This window comes from Kitasatospora sp. NPDC058063 (assembly GCF_042885395.1).
GTDB classification, from domain to species: Bacteria; Actinomycetota; Actinomycetes; order Streptomycetales; family Streptomycetaceae; genus Kitasatospora; species Kitasatospora lactacystinica.
The window spans coordinates 38692-58422 of sequence record NZ_JBHVSD010000040.1 but is presented as its reverse complement, the minus strand read 5'-3'; the positions used below and the strand labels follow the sequence as shown (position 1 = coordinate 58422).

General features: G+C 71.4%; 21 protein-coding genes and 1 CRISPR repeat array. Of the genes, 14 read left to right on the top strand and 7 right to left on the bottom strand.

Annotated elements, in window-relative coordinates; all coding sequences use genetic code 11:
* Positions 1-138: 138 nt before the first annotated feature.
* Positions 139-684 (top strand): HD domain-containing protein, encoded by a 546-nt coding sequence (locus ACFVUY_RS40285; RefSeq protein WP_387736999.1) that lies wholly within the window; start codon positions 139-141, stop codon positions 682-684.
* 336 nt (positions 685-1020) lie between these two features.
* Positions 1021-1597: direct repeats of the CRISPR family, unit length 28 nt; unit sequence GAGCTATCCCCGCGCTCGCGGGGCCGAC.
* Between the two features lie 898 nt (positions 1598-2495).
* Here the strand turns inward: ACFVUY_RS40285 and ACFVUY_RS40280 are convergent.
* Both ACFVUY_RS40280 and ACFVUY_RS40275 read right to left on the bottom strand, forming a co-directional pair.
* The gene (locus ACFVUY_RS40280) at positions 2496-2936 is read right to left on the bottom strand and encodes an NUDIX hydrolase (protein ID WP_387736998.1); all 441 of its coding nucleotides are present in this window, start codon (positions 2934-2936) and stop codon (positions 2496-2498) included.
* Positions 2937-2956: 20 nt separating this feature from the next.
* Positions 2957-3583 carry an STM4013/SEN3800 family hydrolase gene (locus ACFVUY_RS40275; protein ID WP_387736997.1) on the bottom strand — a complete coding sequence of 209 codons (627 nt, stop codon included), beginning with the start codon at positions 3581-3583 and terminating at the stop codon, positions 2957-2959.
* Between the two features lie 237 nt (positions 3584-3820).
* Here ACFVUY_RS40275 and cutA point away from each other — a divergent pair, with 237 nt between their 5' ends.
* A complete protein-coding gene (cutA, locus tag ACFVUY_RS40270) occupies positions 3821-4150 on the top strand; it encodes a divalent-cation tolerance protein CutA (protein ID WP_387736996.1) in 330 nt (109 codons plus the stop codon).
* Here the strand turns inward: cutA and ACFVUY_RS40265 are convergent.
* From ACFVUY_RS40265 to ACFVUY_RS40255, 3 genes are all read right to left on the bottom strand, one after another.
* On the bottom strand, positions 4147-4698 hold the full coding sequence (locus tag ACFVUY_RS40265; RefSeq protein ID WP_387736995.1) for a hypothetical protein: 552 nt from the start codon (positions 4696-4698) through the stop codon (positions 4147-4149). The two genes, cutA and ACFVUY_RS40265, sit on opposite strands and share 4 nt — an antisense overlap.
* 281 nt (positions 4699-4979) lie before the next feature.
* The gene (locus tag ACFVUY_RS40260; protein WP_380347821.1) at positions 4980-5498 is read right to left on the bottom strand and encodes a GNAT family N-acetyltransferase; all 519 of its coding nucleotides are present in this window, start codon (positions 5496-5498) and stop codon (positions 4980-4982) included.
* Positions 5495-6766: an XRE family transcriptional regulator gene (locus ACFVUY_RS40255; RefSeq protein ID WP_387736994.1), complete on the bottom strand. Its 1272-nt coding sequence runs from the start codon at positions 6764-6766 to the stop codon at positions 5495-5497. Before ACFVUY_RS40255 ends, ACFVUY_RS40260 begins: the two co-directional genes overlap by 4 nt.
* A 232-nt stretch (positions 6767-6998) precedes the next feature.
* Between ACFVUY_RS40255 and ACFVUY_RS40250 the strand changes: the two genes are divergently transcribed.
* The 9 genes from ACFVUY_RS40250 to ACFVUY_RS40210 all read left to right on the top strand — a co-directional run bounded on the left by ACFVUY_RS40250 (position 6999) and on the right by ACFVUY_RS40210 (position 14905).
* On the top strand, positions 6999-7565 hold the full coding sequence (locus ACFVUY_RS40250) for an ATP-binding protein (protein ID WP_387736993.1): 567 nt from the start codon (positions 6999-7001) through the stop codon (positions 7563-7565).
* Positions 7566-8094: 529 nt separating this feature from the next.
* On the top strand, positions 8095-9039 hold the full coding sequence (locus ACFVUY_RS40245; RefSeq protein ID WP_387736992.1) for a hypothetical protein: 945 nt from the start codon (positions 8095-8097) through the stop codon (positions 9037-9039).
* Positions 9036-9599: a helix-turn-helix transcriptional regulator gene (locus ACFVUY_RS40240; protein ID WP_387736991.1), complete on the top strand. Its 564-nt coding sequence runs from the start codon at positions 9036-9038 to the stop codon at positions 9597-9599. The genes ACFVUY_RS40245 and ACFVUY_RS40240 overlap by 4 nt, the downstream gene beginning before the upstream one ends.
* Positions 9596-10690 (top strand): hypothetical protein, encoded by a 1095-nt coding sequence (locus tag ACFVUY_RS40235; protein ID WP_387736990.1) that lies wholly within the window; start codon positions 9596-9598, stop codon positions 10688-10690. The genes ACFVUY_RS40240 and ACFVUY_RS40235 overlap by 4 nt, the downstream gene beginning before the upstream one ends.
* A 22-nt stretch (positions 10691-10712) precedes the next feature.
* The gene (locus ACFVUY_RS40230; protein ID WP_387736989.1) at positions 10713-11981 is read left to right on the top strand and encodes a hypothetical protein; all 1269 of its coding nucleotides are present in this window, start codon (positions 10713-10715) and stop codon (positions 11979-11981) included.
* A gap of 42 nt (positions 11982-12023) precedes the next feature.
* Positions 12024-12503, top strand: coding sequence for a hypothetical protein (locus tag ACFVUY_RS40225; protein WP_387736988.1), 480 nt, complete (start codon positions 12024-12026; stop codon positions 12501-12503).
* A gap of 109 nt (positions 12504-12612) precedes the next feature.
* A complete protein-coding gene (locus ACFVUY_RS40220; protein ID WP_387737002.1) occupies positions 12613-13401 on the top strand; it encodes a type II CAAX prenyl endopeptidase Rce1 family protein in 789 nt (262 codons plus the stop codon).
* A gap of 545 nt (positions 13402-13946) precedes the next feature.
* Positions 13947-14528, top strand: coding sequence for a hypothetical protein (locus ACFVUY_RS40215; protein WP_387736987.1), 582 nt, complete (start codon positions 13947-13949; stop codon positions 14526-14528).
* Complete coding sequence (locus tag ACFVUY_RS40210; RefSeq protein ID WP_387736986.1) at positions 14525-14905, top strand: hypothetical protein; 381 nt, start codon at positions 14525-14527, stop codon at positions 14903-14905. The genes ACFVUY_RS40215 and ACFVUY_RS40210 overlap by 4 nt, the downstream gene beginning before the upstream one ends.
* A 213-nt stretch (positions 14906-15118) precedes the next feature.
* On the opposite strand, the gene ACFVUY_RS40205 is transcribed toward ACFVUY_RS40210, so the two are convergent.
* Positions 15119-15580 (bottom strand): hypothetical protein, encoded by a 462-nt coding sequence (locus tag ACFVUY_RS40205; protein ID WP_387736985.1) that lies wholly within the window; start codon positions 15578-15580, stop codon positions 15119-15121.
* A gap of 311 nt (positions 15581-15891) precedes the next feature.
* Complete coding sequence (locus ACFVUY_RS40200) at positions 15892-17073, bottom strand: multiprotein-bridging factor 1 family protein (RefSeq protein ID WP_387737001.1); 1182 nt, start codon at positions 17071-17073, stop codon at positions 15892-15894.
* 207 nt (positions 17074-17280) lie between these two features.
* On the opposite strand from ACFVUY_RS40200, the gene ACFVUY_RS40195 reads away from it, so the two are divergent.
* The 3 genes from ACFVUY_RS40195 to ACFVUY_RS40185 are packed head-to-tail and all read left to right on the top strand — an operon-like array spanning position 17281 to position 19512.
* Entirely contained in the window at positions 17281-17826 is a 546-nt protein-coding gene (locus ACFVUY_RS40195; protein ID WP_387736984.1) for an NUDIX hydrolase, read from the top strand.
* A 60-nt stretch (positions 17827-17886) separates the two neighbouring features.
* Positions 17887-18750: an NTP transferase domain-containing protein gene (locus ACFVUY_RS40190; protein ID WP_387736983.1), complete on the top strand. Its 864-nt coding sequence runs from the start codon at positions 17887-17889 to the stop codon at positions 18748-18750.
* Positions 18751-18765: 15 nt separating this feature from the next.
* A complete protein-coding gene (locus tag ACFVUY_RS40185) occupies positions 18766-19512 on the top strand; it encodes a phytanoyl-CoA dioxygenase family protein (RefSeq protein ID WP_387736982.1) in 747 nt (248 codons plus the stop codon).
* Positions 19513-19731 lie beyond the last annotated feature (219 nt).

Genomic DNA, 19731 nt, shown 5'->3' with positions numbered 1-19731 from the left:
CCGTGAGCTCTCAGGACAGCGAACTGTCACCCGCGTGGGTTACACAGAAGCCCTGGGCCCTTGCGGACAAGTCCTCCGACATCGACCGATTCGCAACACCGGTCATGACCCTCGTGCCGTGTCACCCCGTCTTGAACGATGGACCTGAGCCTCGCGTACCGGACCGCCGAATCGCTGCTCGCGGGCATCCCCCTGCGCTGGGCGCACTCGTGCCGGGTCTTCGAACAGGCCCGGGTCCTCGCCCAGGTGCTCGGGGCCGACGAGGAGGTGGTGCGCGTCGCCGCGATCCTCCACGATGTCGGGTACACGCCCTCGGCGGTCGACACCGGACAGCACATGATCGACGGCACCCGGCACCTGCGCCGGATCGGCGTCGATGCCGAGGTCTGCTCGCTCGTCGCCTACCACTCCTCCTCGGACTGGGAAGCAACCGAACTGGGCCTCTCGACCGCGCTCGCGGAGTTCCGCCGGCCACCGTCGGACCTGCTGAGCGCGATCACGTGCTGCGACCTCACCAGCGGCCCCGACGGCGCCGTGGTCGACCCGGTGTCCGGGCTCGACGAGGTTCCTCGCCGGTACGGCATCGACCACGTCGTCCACCGCACGGTCTCTGCGGCCCGCCCGGCACTGCTCGCCGTGGTCGACCGGGTCGCGAAGCGGCCGGCCGAGTCCGGCGGCGCCTGAGTCAGCCGAGGTGCGGGGCCGGCTCGTTCCGGAAACCGTGGTCGAGGCGGAGCCTGGTCGTCGGGGCGATGTCCAGCCCTTCGAGCTCCACTCGCGGCACCCAACGCACCTCGAAGGACTCGCAGCCGGCGGCGAGCCGGCCGCCCCCGGGCCTCGCGCGGAAGTACAGGGAGAACTCCTGGCGTACTTCCCCGTGGGGATAGACATGGACGATCTCGGCATCGGCCTCGTCCAGGCGCCAGGTCTCCGACTTCGCGGCCGGCCAGAGGCAGTCCTCGTCGGTCTGCAGCTTGGCCGCCGCTGCCTGGCGGTGCCGCCGGTACGGTTCGCGGTTCTTGACTATCCCCGCGAGCGCGGGGCCGACGTCATCGACCTGTCCCAACTCACCCGCACCAAAGAGCTATCCCCGCGCTCGCGGGGCCGACGCGTAGCGTCGTGACCGTGCCGCACACTCCCCGGAGCTATCCCCGCGCTCGCGGGGCCGACACGCCGCCAAGCTGAAGCCCCGCGAGCGGGCGAGAGCTATCCCCGCGCTCGCGGGGCCGACACCGTGAAGATGACCGAGGCCGCCGCCGTCGCGGAGCTATCCCCGCGCTCGCGGGGCCGACGCGCCGGCGTCCTGCTTGTTGACGGCCACCGGGGAGCTATCCCCGCGCTCGCGGGGCCGACTGCAACGGCGAGGGGCACGGCACCGACGTCCGGGAGCTATCCCCGCGCTCGCGGGGCCGACGACGTCCGCCCCCCGACGACGGAGGAGCAGGAGGAGCTATCCCCGCGCTCGCGGGGCCGACGTCCGGAAGACATGGCGAATCAGCAGCAGCAGAGAGCTATCCCCGCGCTCGCGGGGCCGACGCGCCGACCGGGCCGACGGTGCCGGACTGCGAGGAGCTATCCCCGCGCTCGCGGGGCCGACACTTCCTGACCTGCTGCGATTGGGAGCAGAGTGCGCCAATCCATTCAGTTCGAATCCAGAGCCCCACGTGTGCCGGGCCGATGCCCCAGAGGCTATCTCTCCCAGCTGCGCCCCGGCGCACCGACTCTGAGCCTTCGACAGCATCGTACGGACTGTTGAAGTCAGGCGTGGGTGCAGGGGACGGGCTCGCCGGGTTAGGGCGTCGGTCAGGGCCCGGGGGCGGAGCGGCTGACGCAGGACGACCTTCACCTCGGCGATGCCGCCGTCCTCGCCCCCGACGCCCGGACCCGAAGCATCGCGGCGCCTAAGCAGCAGCGCGACCTGCCTGTCCGTCTCCTATACCACCAGGTCGGGCTTGTAGTCGCAGCCGCTCCAGGCGACCAGCATCGTGATCGTACGATCGTCCGCCCCCATGACCGCGTTCCTCATGGATGGGTCGGCGAGCGCGACACGACGCAGAACCGAAGCGTCCCACCGCTTGTACGGCAAAGGATAATCGGATTCGCCCTCCCCCATGGAGCACGCCAACGTGCTCCTCGCCGCCAGCCGACTGATGTCCTTACTGTGGCAGCACCGGGACACCGCCCCGGCTGCTCCTGCTGGCGTGCGAGCAGGCCGGCGACGAGGAGAGCCTGCTGGTGAACGGCCAGGCCGTCCTCGCCCAGCTGGCTGCGCACCACCGTACTCGTCGCAGGCGGGCCGCCTACTTCGGCGGATCGGGCGGCCGCTTCTTGCCCGGTCCCCACGCATCATGCCGTTCTTCCCGCCGGTGCGTTCCCGTGGGAACACGCTCGGGAACACCCCAGGGGAGCTGGACACCGGCTCCAGCCCTCCCTGGACCGACGGCGCGTCACCCGACGCCGGGAGCACCGTCCTTCCGTCAGGCGCCCCTCTGTGCTCACGCAGCGGCCGGCAGCCGGTCGGCGAGGAGCAGCGCGAGGGGTCCGCCCTGGAGGAGGAACCGCCCCTCACTGACCGCGGCGAGGGCTTCCTCCATCGGCCACCACATCAGCTTGAAGCCGTCTTCCCCAGGGGCCGGCTCCTGTGGGCCGAGGGTGAGGTCCCGGGCCTCGAAGAGGTGGAGGCGCGCCGTCGAGCCCGGCACGATGGCGTACGACCCGAGCGGACGCCAGGTGGCGGCGGTGATCCCGGCCTCTTCGCGAAGCTCGCGCCGCGCGCACTCCTCCGGGCTCTCGTCGCCCTCCTGGCGTCCTCCTGGCAGGAACAGGTACTCGCCACTGTGCAGGGGGAACGGCGCGGTCAGCAGGGCGACCAGGCCGTTGGAGTCGCGGGCCACGACGACAGCCGCGTTCCGGGTGGGCAGCTGCGTGTCGGTCATGCACGGAGGTTAAGGCGCGGTCAGACCACCATGCTGGCGAACAGCACGTTCGTCACCGTCGGGTGGATGATCCCGCGCCCGTGGTAGCCGTCCTCGCCGAAGGCGTCCCCGTGGTCGGCGCACATGATGACCAGCCACCTCCTGTTGCTGGTCAGGCCGTCTATCAGGTCGCCCAGGTGCTCGTCGGCGTATGCGAGGGCGGCGGCCTGCGACTGCCAGGAGTCGGAGCTGTCGCCGAGGTAGTGGCCGTGGGGGACGTGCGTCGCCGAGACGTTGACGAACAGGAACAGCGGCCGATCCGCACGCGCCCGGGCGACTTCGAGGGCGTGCTCGACCTGATAGCGGGTCGAGTCCGGCTCCGGCGAGCAGAACTCCGGCCGCCAGAAGTCCTCGTCGAACATGTCCGGCAGGACGGACCCGAGCGGCGTCTCCCGGGAGAAGTACGCCACACCGCCGATGCACACCGTGCGGTAGCCGTGCCGGCCGAGCCCGACGAGGAGGTTCGGGGCGTCGAAGACGAACGTGCGCTGGTCGACCGTCTTGAACGCCGGCGGCCGGCACTCCCAGAGCCGCGGGGGCTGCTTCGGTTGCGGGAGCTTCGGCAGGAACCCGGAGAAGAACGCGACGTGCGCGGACAGGGCGAACAACTCGGCGCGACTATAGAAGTCCAGCCAAGAGGGCCGCGTTGCATCCCCGGCCCGGTTCAGGGCGTCATGAGCGTGCCCGAGGTAGCGCAGAGCCGCCTGGCGGTCCGAGACGGACGCATATCCGATCGCGGCAGGTCGGCAGCACCAGCTGCCGACCTGCTTGTCACCCCAACGAGCGATCCCGTGGACGCGGATTGCGTGTTCCGGACGCGGACGAGTCCGACTAGTGTCGCGGCTATGCCCGACTTCCTGATCATGATCACTACCGTCGACAACGAGGCCGCTGCCACCGCGCTGTCGCGGTCCGCAGTCGCCGGCCGGTTGGCTGCCACAGGGCAGGTCACCGGGCCGGTCACCACGACCTACCGGCACCACGGCGAGGTGTGCGAGGGCACCGAGTGGCAGGTGACCTTCCGCACAACCGAGGACCGGGCAGCCGAGTTGGAGGAGCACGTCGTCGCGCAACATCCTTACGACAACCCGGAGATGATCTCGCTGCCGATCCTCTCCGGGCCGCTGGCCTACCTGGACTGGATCACCCGGGCGACACGACCTGCCGAAGGCTAAGACGCTGCGGTCCGTTCCAGGAGCTCGGCGACCGGCGAGAGCTGGCGGTGCTGTTGGAGACGGTGGAGGAGAATGCGCGAGCGCCCCGAAGGGCGGGTCGACGCGAGTCCCCGGGAGAGGTCAAGCACCTTGCTGGTGATCGCTACGGAGTGCTCGATCTCCCCCGCGTCCAGGTAGGCGGAGGCCAGCCAGGACAGGTACAGCGCCTTGTCGCGGGCCCTGGTGTCGTCGTAGCGGGACAACGCCGACTCCAGCGCGGGGATTACTCGCAACGGCCGGTGGAGCTCGGCCCAGCACCGGCCGGTCATGATGGAGACCTCGTCCCGGTTGACCCAGTACACCCAGTCCGGTTCCGGCCGGTCGGCCTCCTCGTGGATCGCCTCCTCAGCGGCGGCGAGGGCACGGTCGGCGGCGTTGGCGTTGCCGCTGGTCGCGTGCTGCCAGGCCAGACGGTCCCACAGCAGGGCCCGTACTGCCGGTCGTCGCGGCCGGCCGTCTCGCAGGCCACAGTGGCGAACTTGACTCCGGAGCTGCCTCCGATGGTCCACTCCAGGTAGGCGAGAAAGGCGTAGGAGTTCGCGGTCAGCGAGCTGTCCTCGGCGGCCTGAGCTGCAGTCATCGAGGTCAGGAAGTGCACGCGGGCCTCGCCGTAAAGGCCTGCGTCAAACGCCGCCCAGCCCGCGAGCCGGGCCTGCTCGGCCATGACACCGCGCAGGCCGATCCCGGTGATCTCGGTGTAGACGCCCAGCGCAGGGCGACAGCACCAACCGCCGGCCGCCCTTTCACCCTCACGAGCGATGTACACGGCCACCAACCCGTTGTTCTGTGATCAACCTGTGGCTGGCAGCTCGTACACCATGATCGCGTAGAGCGGGGAGTCGATGAAGGGACGGTGCTCACCGACCTTGTGGTAGCCCCAGGATTCGTACAGCGCCTGGATCTTGGGGCGGGCGGTGTCGACGGACAGGACGGCCATCGCTTCCGTCCGATCGACAAGGAGCGCCTGGTGGAGCTGCTGGGACAAGCCCTGCTTCCGCCAGCGGGGGCGGATCATCAGCTCGGACACGCCGAAGGTCGCGGCCCGTTCAGGTGCGGGCATGCACTCGCGCCACCACTCCTTTCCTTCGGCGAGCGGGGCACCGTAGGTGAAGCCAATCGGCTCGTCGTCGTCGTAGCCCACGACGCAGCTGAACCCGGGCTTCTCGCTCCAGTGGTCAACGAACCAGGGGAAGCGCTGCACAAACTCCTCGTCGCGCCGGTCGTGGTAGGCCTCGTCGTGCACGTCCAACAGCAGCTGACGCAGGCCTTCGGGCAAGCTGCCCTGGGGGAAGCGGCGGATCTCTATCATGGCTGGTGGTCCTCCTCATTGGTGCGGATGCGGTCTCTCCATTCCAGCGTCTCGCGGGAGTCGGGCGCCACCTTGATCAAGCCACGATGGAAGTCACCGAGGAGAGAGCGCAGCCGGCCCGGCAACGGATCGCCAGCCATCAGAGTATGGGCCTGAACGGCTGTCACGCAGGCCGGCTCGACCTCGTTCTGGTAGAGCTGCGCGAGCGCCATTCTGGCGGTCACCATTGCCGTGTTGCGCCGGAAGTGGCTCGGGATGCCGGCCAGCGAGCGGTGACATGCGCCCTCGGCCTTGGCGTACTCGCCAAGGTGTTCGTGGATGATCCCGGTCAGGCCGTGCAACTCCGGGGTGCCGAAGAACGCCGTCCATGACGGGCGGGGCACGTCGTTGACCGCGTGGGCGAGGGCGTCGTTTGCGTGCCCGATGTACCGCAGTGCGGCCTGGCGGTCGTAGAGAGCGGCGTGACCGATCGCCACCCGAGCATGGGCAAGCGCGGCGAAGAACGGGTCGCGCCGGGCGATTCCACAGACCTGTGCAGCCTGAGCGGCAGCCAGGGCAAGCGGGTACCGGCGCTGCTGGTAAGCCATCATCGAGGTCGCGTTCCACAAACGCAGCTCGGAGATGCTGTCGCCCGCCAATCCTGCCAGTGTCAATGCTCGGTCCAGGTGTTTTTGGGCCTGATCGAACTGGCGGGCGTCCACGCATGACCATGCGGCGGTGGCGGTGTAGTCGGCGGCGACCGAGTACAGCGCGCTGCGTACCCGCTGGCTGGCGGGCCGGTCCTGAAGTCGCGTTGCGGCCTCGGCGCCTGCGAGCGAGGCACGCTCAAGGTCCTGGTGGCCGCCCCGCTCGTTGTCCAGCTCGGCCAGCGCCCTGAGGCCGGCTCGCAGTCGCTCCACATCGGACTTGCCCACCGCGTTGGGCCGTGAGGACAAGCCGGGGACGCCGACCGCCGCAGCGGCGGCCGGGGCAGCAGCGAGGAAGCGTCGGCGATGCATGGGGTCCTCCGGCGGAACAGGGTGCTTGGTACCTGGGGGAGAGAAGCCGAGCTCTTTGCTCGTGCACCCGAATACTGCCTCCAATGCGGCACGGGTCTTCACCTGGGGCCAGCGAGTTCTTCCGGTCATGAGGTTGTAGACCGTGCGCTCGGAGAACGCACCCAGGGTGCCGCTCTCTCGGGCGACATGGTCGTTCATCAGCTGGGCCAGCTCGGCTTGCCGCAGTCCTCGCTCGGCCATCTGCTGCTGAAGTAGGACGTTCTCCCCCATGCACTCAACGTAGCGCCACTGTCACCATAGCGCTGACGCTCCGGTGAATCCCACAGCTGGTTCTTCCGGTTTCGTGCGAGCGGAAAGCCCGTACTTCTTCCTGCCCTACACGGTGCTGATGGTCGTTCACTGGGTGTCAGTCGCCGGAACGGTGGGCCGGAACCTCGGGCCCGCAGGAAGGCCGACTGCTGCAGTGACCCTGAAAATGACCCGAGTGAGTGAGGCGCCCCCCATGGAGCCGAGATCACGCACCATCACCACGCGGTTCCCCGCCGAGCGGGCGCGGATCCGTGACCTTCGCCGCTGGGCCAGGGAGGCCCTGCCGCTGCTGGGCCTCGATCCGCACCAGGTGGACGTCGTGCAGGACGGCGTGGAGCTCGTGCTGAGCGAGCTCGGCACCAACGCCGTCGTGCACGGCTGCGGTGGCGACCGGCCGGACGTGACGTTGACCGCTTCCCTGGAGTACGTCGCGGGGGTGCTGCGGGTGTCGGTGACCGATCCGGGGCCCGGGCGGCCGGAGCACCGGCCGGTGGACGACGAGGCGACCTGCGGCCGCGGCCTGCGGCTGGTCAACCGGCTCGCGTCGCGGTTCGGCGTCGATCCCCTTCCCGAGGGCGGTAAGGCGGTCTGGGCGGAGGTCACGTTGCCCGCGTCCGCGCGGTCGACGGCCGCCCTTGCCGAGCAGGTCGGCCTGCAGATCGCGGTACTGCGCGCGGGCACCACGCTGCGGGAGTCCAGGCCGCGGCCGGCCGTCGGCATGCTGCCCGGGCAGCCGGCGCTCGACCGAATACCAGCGTGACCGTCTCCTTGTAGACCTCCGGTGCCGCCCGCCGCACGCCTTCCCGCGTGGGCTGCACCGGACTCCAGACCGCCTGCCCCGATCCCGCCGGGGTGGGCAGCGGAAGAGCAGCGCCCCCGTGCGCGCACGCTCACCGCGGTCCGGGCGCGCCTCCCGTTGCTCTCGGGGAGGCCGGCCCGGACACCCGCGGGGCCCAGCCTGTCCTGGGCGGCCCCGCGAACCCAGGTGGTGCCGTCTCCCCGAAGACGGCGCCGCCCGGTGTGCGGGCCCGGCCGCTGGGGAGCTGGCCCGGGCCCGCGCACCCACCAGCACCCGCCCCTGGGGAGAGGCGGGCAGCCCGGGCCCAGGGCGCCACCCCCGTGCGCCCCGGGCCCCGGGCAAACCGGATGGGTGAAGAGCGGAGGGAACTGCACTCCGCCCGTCCGTCCCGGCACGTGCCACCCGGCACGGGGCCGGCCGGTCCGGGACGGCCCGTTGGCCGTCCCGGACCGCCCCCCTTCTTCCATCGAACTTCGTATCGAGGACTGCTGTGAGCGTCGGAACCCGCACCCGAACTCTGCTCAAGACCACCAGCCCGGCCCGCAGAACGGACGTCGCGGCCTCCTACGAGGCTCTGACGCAGGCCTGTGCGGCCAGCGGGATCGACGCCCGGCAGGCCGAGCTGGTCAGCGACAGCCCGAACCACCTGTGGCTGCTGCCCGCCTCGCACACCTTGGCCATGGTGCACCCCGATCCGGACGAGGCCTGGGCCCTGATCAGGGGCGCGCAATTCCTGCGGCAGCACGAGGTCCTCGCCACCGCACCCCGGTACGGCGACGTCCGAGCGGACACCGTGGGGCAGACGGTGACGTTCTGGCCAAACCCGGGGCAGCTGAGCACCGACACATCCCTGTCCGGGTGGGTGACCGCGCTCACCCACCGGATCGACCCCCGGACGGCGCCGTGGCTGCGCGAGCACGACCCGTTCACCGGGCTGCTGAACGGCCTGGACGACGCCCCGCTGAACGCGGCCGCCCGCGGGTTCCTGCGTGAGCGCACCATCCAACTGCACGAGGAGTGGGACTATCTGGACTGGCCGACCCCGGACACCGTCGTTTTCGGCACCCTCGGCATGGTCCCGGTCCACGACGACGGCGTCCACGCCGGGACCCTGCTGCGCCGCCCGCTGACGCGCGGCCACAGGGAGTGGGACCTCGTCGCCGCCCGCTGGCGCTCCGAACTGCTCACCGGCCTCCGCCAGGACCACCGGACCTACGCCGATACCTACCTGGCCTACGACATGGAGCAGCAGGCCTACCCCTACATCGGGGCCTGGTCCGGCTACCAGGTCGTGCGCGACGTCGTGGTCCTCACCGCGGTGATGGACGCAGTCCGCAGTGCCCACCTCGACCAGCGGGCCCGCGCGGAAGCCGCGCACCGCGTCGCGTGCCTGCGCGGCGCCCACCCGGCCCCGTGGAACTGGGGGCCGCGATGACGACCTCCCGCCCGAGCGGGCCCCTGCTGCCGGTGGTCCACGAGCCCGCGGTCATGCGGTGCGGCCACTACGTCGCCGAGGAGATCCCCGGACACGAGGCCCTGGTACTGAGCCACCTGGTCACCGACTTGGACTCGATCCGGATCGCGCTCGCCGTCAACGCGATGCCCGGGCGCCGGAATGCCGAGAGGCTGACGCCCAACGTGGTGCGCAGGAGCCTGCACTCCCTGCAGGAGCGGCTCCGGGCGAGCACCCGGGAGCAGATGGTGGACGTGGCCTGCCGCGCGAAGATCCTGCTGCCCCCGCGGACGGAACCGGCAAGGCCGCTCCCGAAGACGCCTCTGGCCCACTTCCAGCTCCGGGCCCAGGGCTGGACCAGCCAGGAAATCGCCGGCTACTTCGGAGTGACACCGGCCACGGTCACCACGTACCTGGCCGACATCCGGCACCGGGCCGGCACCCGCGGCAACCCTGCGGCCGTCTTCCGCCTGCACGGCGTGCCCGGCGCCCTGGACGGCTCGCCGTTCTGCCCGATCTGCGTGTCGAAGGGGGCGGCGTGATCCGGCCCTACGCCGGTCCGTGGGACCGGGAGTCCGTGGTCCACGGCGAGCCGTGCCTCACCTGCGGGGGCCGGATCGTCCTGACCCGGGAGCAGCGCGACGTTCTGGTGCTCACCGCCGCAGGCAGGACGATCCCGGCGGTCGCCCTGCGGATGGGCTGCAGCACGGGGGTCGTCTGCTACGAGCTCAAGCGGCTGCGGAGTATCACCGGTGCCCGCAATGCGGCTCACCTTGCTGCGATCGGTGTGCGGGCCGGCATCGTGCCGGCGGTGGGGCCCGACCGTCCGCCGGGCCGTCTGGACTCCACCCAGGTCCGAGTGTTCGCCCACATCTCCGCGGGGCTCATGCCGCGCGAGATCGCCGAGATCACCGGGCGCGGCCCCGCAGTGGTCCGCGACGCCGTACGCGAGGTGGGCGAGCTCCTCGGAGTGCAACGGATCCCGGCCATGATCACCATGCTGTTCGGCCTGGGGAAACTGCCGCGCCGTCACCACGGGTGCTCGCGGCCGGCATGCGTGCTGAGCCGCCAGCAGCAGGAGCTGGCCACGAGCCCGCGCCAGGAGGCCCGGGAAGCAGCCGCACGCTGGGCCGAGGACGTCGCGGCCGCGGCCGTCTGGCGTACCGAGCACCGCCGGGCCCGCCAGGAACTCGCCGATGCGCTGGCCAGGCTGGACGACGGGATGACCGAGCTGCGGGCCGCCCGCTTCGAGGCGCAGGAGGCCCTGGACCTGGTGGCGGCGCTGACCGCCGAGACCCTGGCCGACGCCCGCCGCAGCACCTCGCAGCTGTCCCCCGACCTGGCCGACATGCGGGCCCGGGCGATGGCGAACCTCACCGACCTCGGGGTCGTCCTGCGCAGCGCCCAGGTCGTCAACGACCGCCTGGCCGCCGTGGAAAAACGCCAGGACCGGCTGGAGCAGAGCCAGAGCCGACTGGCCGCCGGCTTCGATCGGCAGGCCGAACTTTCCGCCGCCCGCCACCGGGCCCACGCCCTCGTGGCCACCACCACCCCCGAACTGCGCGCCGAGCGCCCCTTGGTCCCTCCCGAGGCCAGGCCCTGGAACTCCCCCCGGCCGCCCACCACCCTCTGACCCCCACGAGGACACGACCACCATGCCCACCCCGCTTCCGCCGAGTGCCCCGGCCGGCGTCATCCCCCTGCCGGCCGCCGACCTCCTCACCCACGACCCCAGCAGCCCGCTCGCCGACCCCCACCGCCTGGTCGGCGACGCCTGGCTCACCCCCACCGTCGACGCGGTGCTGCACCTGCTCGACCAGGCAGCCCCGCACGCACTCGCGGCCGGCTCCCACACCGGCCCCGGCCACACCCTGCTCCTGCTCGCCGCACCCCGCGACGGCCACCCGGCCTGGTACCTGCGCCTGCCCGACGGCACCGCCGCCGCGCCCCGGCCCACCGGGCGCACCACCGCGGTCCTCCCGCTGGCCGGCACCCTGCCCCTGGCCCTCTACCGCGACCAGGACGACATCGACCGGCAGAGCCCCCAGTACCTGCGCACCCTGCACCCCGGCCAGCTGTGCCTCCTCCACGCCGGCGCCACGACCCTGCTCACCGGCGCCCCGGACAGCGTGCAACTCGTCCTCACCCACCTCCCGCCCACCGACCCCGACCTGCTGCCGCTGAGCGCGGCCGACTACCCGGCCGCCGCCACCGCCCGCTACCGCCTCACCGCGCCGCGCCGCGACGACGACCGACCCGGCGGCGCGTTGCCGGAGGACATCCCCGACCTGCGCGGCGCCGACCTGCCGCGCCTCCACGCCCAGGCCGGCGCCCTGCACCGCCTCGCCGCCGACCGCGCCCTGCTGTCCTACCTCACCACCACCACCGTCCTGGCCCCCGAACGGTACGAGGCCTCCCGCACCACCCTGCTCGAAGACCGCCTGGTCCTGGCCGCCGCGGACGACCGCGGCTTCGAGATCCGCCTCAACACCCGCCACCACCCCGCCAACCAGCGCGTCCCGCACAACCACGCCCACCCGCACACCGTCCAGGTCCTGGCCGGCGGCTACCTCCACACCGTCTCGCTGCGCACCGGCGGCCGCACCGACGGCCCCTTCACCACCCGCGACCTGCGCCGGGCCGTCACCACCACCGAGCTCCCGGGCAGCTCCTACACCCTGGCGCCCACCCTCGTACGCCAGGCCGCGATGCTGCCCCGCACCAGCCTCCTCATGCTGCGCGGCCCCCACGCCGCCGACGCGCACGCCGCCGCCGACCTCGTCCCGGAGCTCTTCGCCCTGCGGGAGTCCGCCGACAGCGAGACGCCGCCGCTCTCGCGCCCGCTGACCGACGACGAGCACCGCACCACGTACTCGTGCCTCGCCGAGGACGACGTCATCGACTGCCTGCCGCCCCGCCCCTGAACCGCACCCTCCCACCCCTGCGACCGATCGGACCCGACCCGCATGCTCCTGCCGTACTCCAAGCTCGACCCGCTGTACCCGCCCGGCCGCTGCGTCTACGCCCAGGTCATCATCCGCAACGCGTCCGGCGGCGTCTTCCAGGTGACGACCAACGCTGACGACAACCGGGGCTGGGACGTGCCGACCTGGCGCGCCATCAGAGACCAGGCGCCGCACGATGCCGCCCGGCACGCCGCACGGCGCGATGCCTCCCTGGATGTCGACACCCTGCGGCTGCTCGTGGTGGACACCACGCCCACCACCGAGACCACTGCCGAGGCGTACTGGCTGGTCTTCGACGGCGGCACCCTCCGCGACGAGCAGATCTCCTGCCAGGAGCTCCCGAAGCCGGGCGAAGTCCACGACGGGATGCGGTTCACCGATCCGAACCGCATTCCCTCCGGCCGCATCCAGGCAGCCCTGCGACGCCTCGCCGACCCCAGCGCCCCCGTGCTCCTGGCCGACGGACACCCGGTCACCTGAACCGCATCGCTTCATCACCGAGATCCACCGACCGCTGAGAGACCATGACCGCCACGACCACCCCGCCCCACACCCGCACCGGGCCCGCGACACTGCGCTGGCTGCTGCTATGGGGCACCCTCGCTACCACCGCCTACGCCGCACAGATCGCCGAACTCGCCTACCGCCTCGCCGACCACCGAATAGGTGCGGGCCCGTTCGCCTGGATCGAATGCGCCGGCGTCCTGGCCGCCGCCGCCTGCACCACCCGGCTGCGCCTGACCCGGGGCGGCACCGAGGCCTGGCGCGACCCCGTCGTCCTCACCGCCGCCGTGCTCGCCCTCTGTCGACTCACCGACGCCGCCGAGGACGGCAGCCTGGCCGGCGACCTGCTCCGCCTGCTGCTCAACCCGCTCGTCCTCGCCCTGCTCGCCGCCGAGCTGATGCGCCGGGTCGGAGCACCGGTCCGCTTCACCCGGCCGACCTGGCGCACAGCCGGCCTCGCGGTCCTGTCCGCCCTGTACTTCCTCCTCGCCCTCCGTGCGGCGGCCGCGGTGGCCGACCTGATCGCCCAGTCCTACCCCGTCCCCGCCCCGACGGCCGGGTTCGACGCTCACGATCACGTGCCCACCATCGCGCTCGCGGCGATGAGCCTGGCGCTGCCCTCATCGAGGAACTCGTCCTCACGGGAGCGCTCGTCACCATCGGCCGGCAGCTACGCGTACCCGTGCCGGTCCTGCTGGCAGCCGCTGCTGCTGGCCGGATCGCCCTGCACGCCTACCTGGGCGCGCCCGGCCTGGCAAGCGCCGTCTTCGCGGTCGCCGCCGTCGCCCTGTACTGGGACCAACGACGCCTGCTCCCGCTGGTGGCAGCGCACGTCGCCTGGGACCTCTACGCCCTCGTCCTCGCCCCCGCGTAGAACACAGCACCCCCTTCCTGCCCGGGCCGTCGACCGTGGAACCACCCGCCGCCGGCCCCCTACTCACCAGAAACGATCATGACCTCCTTAGAAATCCTCAACGACGCCGGCTCCGACGGAGACCACCTGGCCGACGGCCTCAGCAACGCCCTCAGCGCAGCGGCGCCGATGGTCTAGCAGATCTCCGACCTCTCCCTGCCCCCGAGGGTGACGGTGCGACTCGCCACCCCGGAGGCGAGCCGGGCACTCTCGGTCCTCCACGGGGACAGGTCTACGGCACGGCCACCGAACGCCTGGACACGCGCGAGGCGTTCGACATTGCCAAGAAGATCGCCGACACCCGGTCACCCCGCACCGCAACGCCGTCCTGGTACGGCGCGACGGCCCTTCTTCGTCAGGCACGAGCACATCACCGAGCACAGCCGCGCCCTTCGCATCCCGATGGTGAACGTCGAACTCGGTGTCCTGGGGAGAACGGCCGGTGGGCCCCGGGCAGCATCGTCCTCGTTGGCCACCACGCCACCTTCTACGGCCCGACGCTGCGGATGATCGAATCCGAGTGGTTCAGCCGGGTACTCACTGCCCACGGCCGGGCCCTGGCCTGCGGTGACTTCAACGAGCCGGCACTGGGAGAGGAACTCGATGTCGCCACCATCGCCGACCGGGCACACTTCCACAACCGCACCCACTACGGGCACGGCGTCGGTCGGGTGCCGGACCACCGCACGGACGAGGGCTCTCACCGCCGCCGGGTCGTCGACCTGGCCCGCAAGGTCGGCGGTGCGGCACTCGCACCGACGGCCGGCTACGGCCCCGGTGCCGCTCACCGGGCGGTCGAACACATGGGCGGCGTCACCTCGGCCCGGAGTTCATCCACGCTCACCGATCTGCGTTCGAGGTTCGCTCCGCAGTCCGACGTGCCCATGGTCCGGAGATTCCTGGAGAGCACCGCCTCCGTCGGCGCCGCACGAGCTGACCACTGCCGTGCCGTCCGGCTGGCGGGACGGACGAGTACGTCCGGCGAGTGGCGCACCCGCCTCGTGCCACAGGTCCCGAACTGCTCCGGTCGCGTCAGCGCTCAACCGGCCCCCACGCCCGGACACCGGCCGAGGGAAGGCCCACGATGACCCGACAGCAGAACCTCGGCTTCGCTCTGACCGTGACCGGTGGGCTGGAGCTCGCCGGTCACCTGCTGGCCGGAAAGCACGACGCGCCCATGATCGGAGGAATGCCGCGGCAGGGCACAGAGCGAGGATCCAATTGGTTGGTTGCCCAATCGATTCGACCCGAGGATGTCCCCATGCGTCGTGCCCTCACAGCGGTCGCCTTGTGCGCCGCGACCGTTGCTCTCACGCTCGGAAGCGCGGGATTCGCCAACGCGGAGGCTTGGATCTACCCGCAAGCATGCGTGGACGGGGGCGGGCAGGTTTTCCAGATCGAACCCGGGCTCGGCAAGTGCGTCGGCGGGACGTACGACGGTATGGAGGTGCAAGAGCGACCCTGAGCCCATTCGATCTTCTCGCGAGTCCCGGAGCCGAGGCCGGAGACCGCGCCGCCGCCAAGCCTCCGTCAGCCGCCTGCGGCGGGCCCGCTCACCCGCTCTTGCGGCCGCGACGCCGGGGCGCTTCGGCTGAGGCCGTCGCCTCGGCGAATGCGGCCCAGTTGCCCTTCAACTCTGGCACGTATCTCGCACGCCGCCCCACACATACGAACCCGGCTACAACCGGTTCCTCTGCCACCGGCGGCGCCGCATCTGCCCCTCTTGGCCCAGGCCCCATCGACCGAGATGCTCGCCAGCAGCCGTGGCGAACGCGTCGGTAGCCCTGAGAAGACCCTCGTGTGCCTGTCGGGGCTCGCTGCCCGGTTCGCCCAGCACGATGCCGAGACGCATGGCAGCCACCTCTACAAGGACTGCGGAGTCATAGATGTTGCCGTCGGCCGGCCCCTCAAGCCGTACATGCTGGACAGCCAAGTCGACCGGGTAGTGGTTGTTCACCGCGTCGATTCGGGTGCGGCATTCCGCATTGGGGGCCCGCACGACGTGAAGCAAAGGTTCTACGGCCTCCGCGTGGTTCAGGGCTGCCGTGAGCAGGCGAGCGTGCGCCTCCCGCCGCGCGGTCCGCCGTGCGGTGTCCAGTGGCCCAAGGTAGGCGGCACTCGCCTGGGTGAGCTGCCTCAACCGCCTTCCCGGCCTGATGCCTTGCCGCTCCGGTTGCTGCGCTCGCGGCGATCGCCGCCCCCACGAGCCCTCCGACCAAGCCGATCAGCGCTGCGGCTATCTCCGGTGTTATGCAGACGATCCTGCCGCATGGCCCGGCTCGCTCCGCTCACGCCGTTTGCGGCCGGTGACACGGTTCTTACCGGCACTCCAAGTGGATCCGATTGGAACGTCACGATAATAACGGGCCCGGTAAAACACTCTTGACCTGGTGAAACGCACAGATCTTGCTCCCTGGGGGCGGGGCCGGCCGGTTTCCGGAGGTACTTCGACTACCGAACGGCCTGCGTGCGGGATGCGTGGCGCATGTCGGTGAGGGCGGAGGTCAAGCGGGCTGAGCCGACGGTGGTTGCGAGCGCGGTGGCCTGGGCAGCGTGGTGGTCGGCTTCGATGCGTTCGCCTTGCCGGTAGAGCACGGTGGCCAGGCGGGCGGTGGCCATCGCCCGCACCCGGGTCTGGGCCTGGACGGTGCTGGCTTCGGCAGCCCGGCGTAGGTCGGCGACAACCTGCGGGTTGTCGCGGCCGGTGGTGGCGGACAGCAGGTAGAGGGCGAATCCGGTGTCGCTGCCGATCTTGGCTGCGGTGATCGTGGAGGTCCAGGCCGGTCCGGATGCGAGGTCGGTGACCCGGTCATAGGCGTGATCGGCTGCGACCAGGTGGCGGGCCACTTGGCGTTCGTCGCCGTTCAGGGCGTGGATCTGGGCCAAGACGGCGCAGAGCATCGCCCGCACCGCTGCGGGCAGGCGCCCGCCCACCTCGCCGGCCAGCTTGAGGGCTTGCCCGGGGTGGCGCAGGTGGATCTCCTGGCGGACGGCGTTGGTGGCGAGGTGGCACAGCAGTCCGGTGTCGCCGTGTTCGCGACCGGCGGTCAGACCGACCTGGAACAGTGAGCGGGCCTCGTCGAACAAACCGGCATCGAACGACGCCCAGGCAGTCAGGTTCGCCAGGCGCGCGATCGCACCGAGCAGTGCACGGCGTACGGCCGGGCTGGTCGATGCCTCGGTGAGGCTGACTGCGGCGTGCAGCTCGCGCAGCGCGAAGTCGCGCACTGCGCGCCCGCCCGAGGCCCGGTCCCAGTGCTCCAGGAGGCCGGTACGCTCGGTGATGGCGCGGATGTCGCCCATGCGCAGGCGCGTGAGGGGCGGGGTAGGTGGCAGCAGGGCGGTGAGGGCGGTGGCCAGGACGTCTCGGCGGTTCGAGGTGCTCGCCTCCTCGTGGTGGAGCTGCTTGGCGGTCAGGCCCAGCTCGGCCGAGTTTTCCGCGCCCAGCACAGTGCAGAGGGCCTGCCGGTAGTGCTTGTGCGGCCAGGTGATGAGGCCACGTTCTATGCGTGAGACATAGCCGGCGTCAAACGGCGACTCGCGCCCGGTGTCCGCTTCAACCAGTGCGCGGACCTGCTCCGCGACTTGGCGCTGAGTCAAGCCCCGAGTGAGCCGTGCGCGCCTGAACAGCATGTTCGTCACAATGCCCCGCCTTCAACCTTCGGCCCGGGCAGCGAGCTCAGCGTGCTGGGGCTGCCGCAGACTGCCTACCGATCTGCTCTGCTGTTGTCACCCGATCCGGTGGTCTCCTGGAGATGTTCCACCCGCCACCAGGCACCGGCCGAGGAGCGGTGGTCGAACGGCCGCGCCGTACCGACCAGGGGCCGTACAGTCCTGGCCATGACGACCGACATCACCACTGCATCGTGGCGCGAGATCGACCGCACCACCGCCTTCAGCAAGTTCGGCCGGTCCGTGGAGCGGGTCGAGTTCGAACTGCCCGACGGACGGAAGGAGGAGTTCTACCTCAAGTGCGAGCGCCCGGCCGGCGCCGTACTCGCTCTCACTGCCGACCGGCAGGTCATCCTGGCCCGCCAGTACCGTCCGGGCCCCGACCGCGTTCTGCACGAACTGCCGGGCGGCTACATCGAACCCGGGGAATCCGCAGCGGACGCGATCGCCCGCGAGTTGCTGGAGGAGACCGGCTACCAGGGCGAGGTACGCGAGGTCGGGCCCTACTGGCTCGATGCCTACTCCGACGTCCGCCGCTTCGCCTTCGTCGCCACCGACTGCGTCAAGGTCGCCGAACCGCAGCCGGAGCGCACCGAGTTCATCGACGTCGTCGCCCTTTCCCTGACCGAGTTCCGCGACTGCGTGCTCCGCCGGGGCGAGATGACCGACACTGCCGCCGCCTACCTCGCACTGGACGCGCTGAGCCTCCTGTAGTCCCCCGAGACGGGCGGGCCGGCACCACATCCTCACCCACCCGCCACCCGGGAGGACCCCGTGACCGATCGGAGCACCACCGACACCGCCCCGTACTACAGCAGCGCACTCGTCTCCCTGCCCGCCCAGACCGTGGCCCTGGTCCTGGCCGGCGGCAAGGGCAGCCGCCTGCGTGCCGCGCCCGATGCCGAACTTCAGGGCACGCCGAAGGTGCTGGTGCCGATCGACACCTCCGTCGGCCGCACCCCGATGCTCGGCCACGCGCTCACCCGGCTCACCGTCGCCGGGTTCCGCCGGATCGCCGTGCTCACCAGCACCGACCCCGCCACCGGTGCCGACGCAGTCGAGACCTACGCTCTCACCCACCCGTCGGCCCGGCAGGTGGAGCTGACGATCCACCGCGAGCAGCACCCGCTCGGCACCGCCGGTGCGGCCTACGCGGCCCTGGGCCACCTGTCCGATGTCCCGGCCGCGGTGGTGCTGCCCGCCGACACCCTCTTCCCTACCGTCCTGCTTCCGTCCGCCGTCGCGGAGCACCGCTCCCGCCCGGCAGCGGTGACGTGGACCGTGACCACCGCGCCCGGCCGCTGCGCGCAGAACGCGGGCCGTCTCTTCCTCGACCCCGACGGCCGGCACGTCGTCCACGCGCTGGAGGGCGTGGACGCCACCCTGCCGACCGGGAGTCGCAGCGGGCTGCGGCAGGCCACGAGCACGGGCGCCGTCGTCCTCACCCCTGCCCCGTTCCGGGCGCTGTTCGAGGAGTATGCCCGGCGCCTGGCGCACCCCGGCGAGGCGGACCTGTACCGGCAGTTCATGCCCTGGGCGATCAGCCAGGGCCACCCGGTCGGGGCCTTCGACATCCGCACCTCGGCCCCCGACCTCGGCACACCCGACCGCTTGGCCGCCTTCGGCCGCAGCGCCTGAGAGGAGAGCAGCACCGTGCCCAGCATCGCCCTGTCCACGCTGACCGAGCAGCAGGCCCGCCACTTCCGCGACCTCGGCTACCTGCGCCTGCCCGACCCCGGTCTGCCCCGCGACCTGTTGGTCGAGGTCGCCAAGACGGTCCGCGCCCACGCCGCCCTCCTGCCCGTCGGGCAGGCCAAGATCTACCGGCTCTACCAGCACGACCGCACCCTGATGCACCGCCTCATCGCCCACCCCGCCATCCTCGGGCCGCTCACCTCGCTGCTCGGCCCAAACGTCGTCTACGTCCTCAACCGGCACAATCAGGGCTCGCTGAACGCCTCCGGCGCCCACCAGGTGCGGCTGCACCGCGACATCCTCCAGCCCACCCGCGGCCTGCTGACCGCCATCGTGTACTTCGAGGACGCCACCGTGGAGACCGGATGCACGTGGATCGTGCCCGGGTCCCACCGCGCTCCGTACGTCGGCGTCCCGCAGCCCGACGGCGGCGGCACGTGGATGGACGAGCATCCCGAGTTGGCGGACCTCGCCGACCAATCGGTTCCCGTGCCCGTCCCTGCCGGCGGTGTCCTGTTGTTCGACGGCACCCTCTTTCACACGGTGGGCGCGAACACCGGCGGTACGACGCGTGCCAGCGCGGTCCTTGGCTACCGCAGCGCGGACGAGCTCGATGCCCGCCCCGACCCCGACCGGCAGATCGTCGTCGCCGGCGCCCAGCTGTACCGGGGCAACGACCGGCCGAACCGACCCAAATCTCGGTAGGAGCTGGTGGTGGTCGGCACAGCCCTTGGGGTGTCGACCACCACCCTCTGTTCAGGCTGTCGTTCTGCGGGAAGGCCCTTGCCCCCGGCTCGGCAGGCTGAGGCCTCGGCGGTGTGCCGGGCCGTACGCAGGTTCGCACGCCACGCGGTCTTCGCCGCGGTCTGTGTGCGCCGCTGTGCATGTCCGGAGGCCGCGGCCGCGCACAGACCGTCCAGGTCG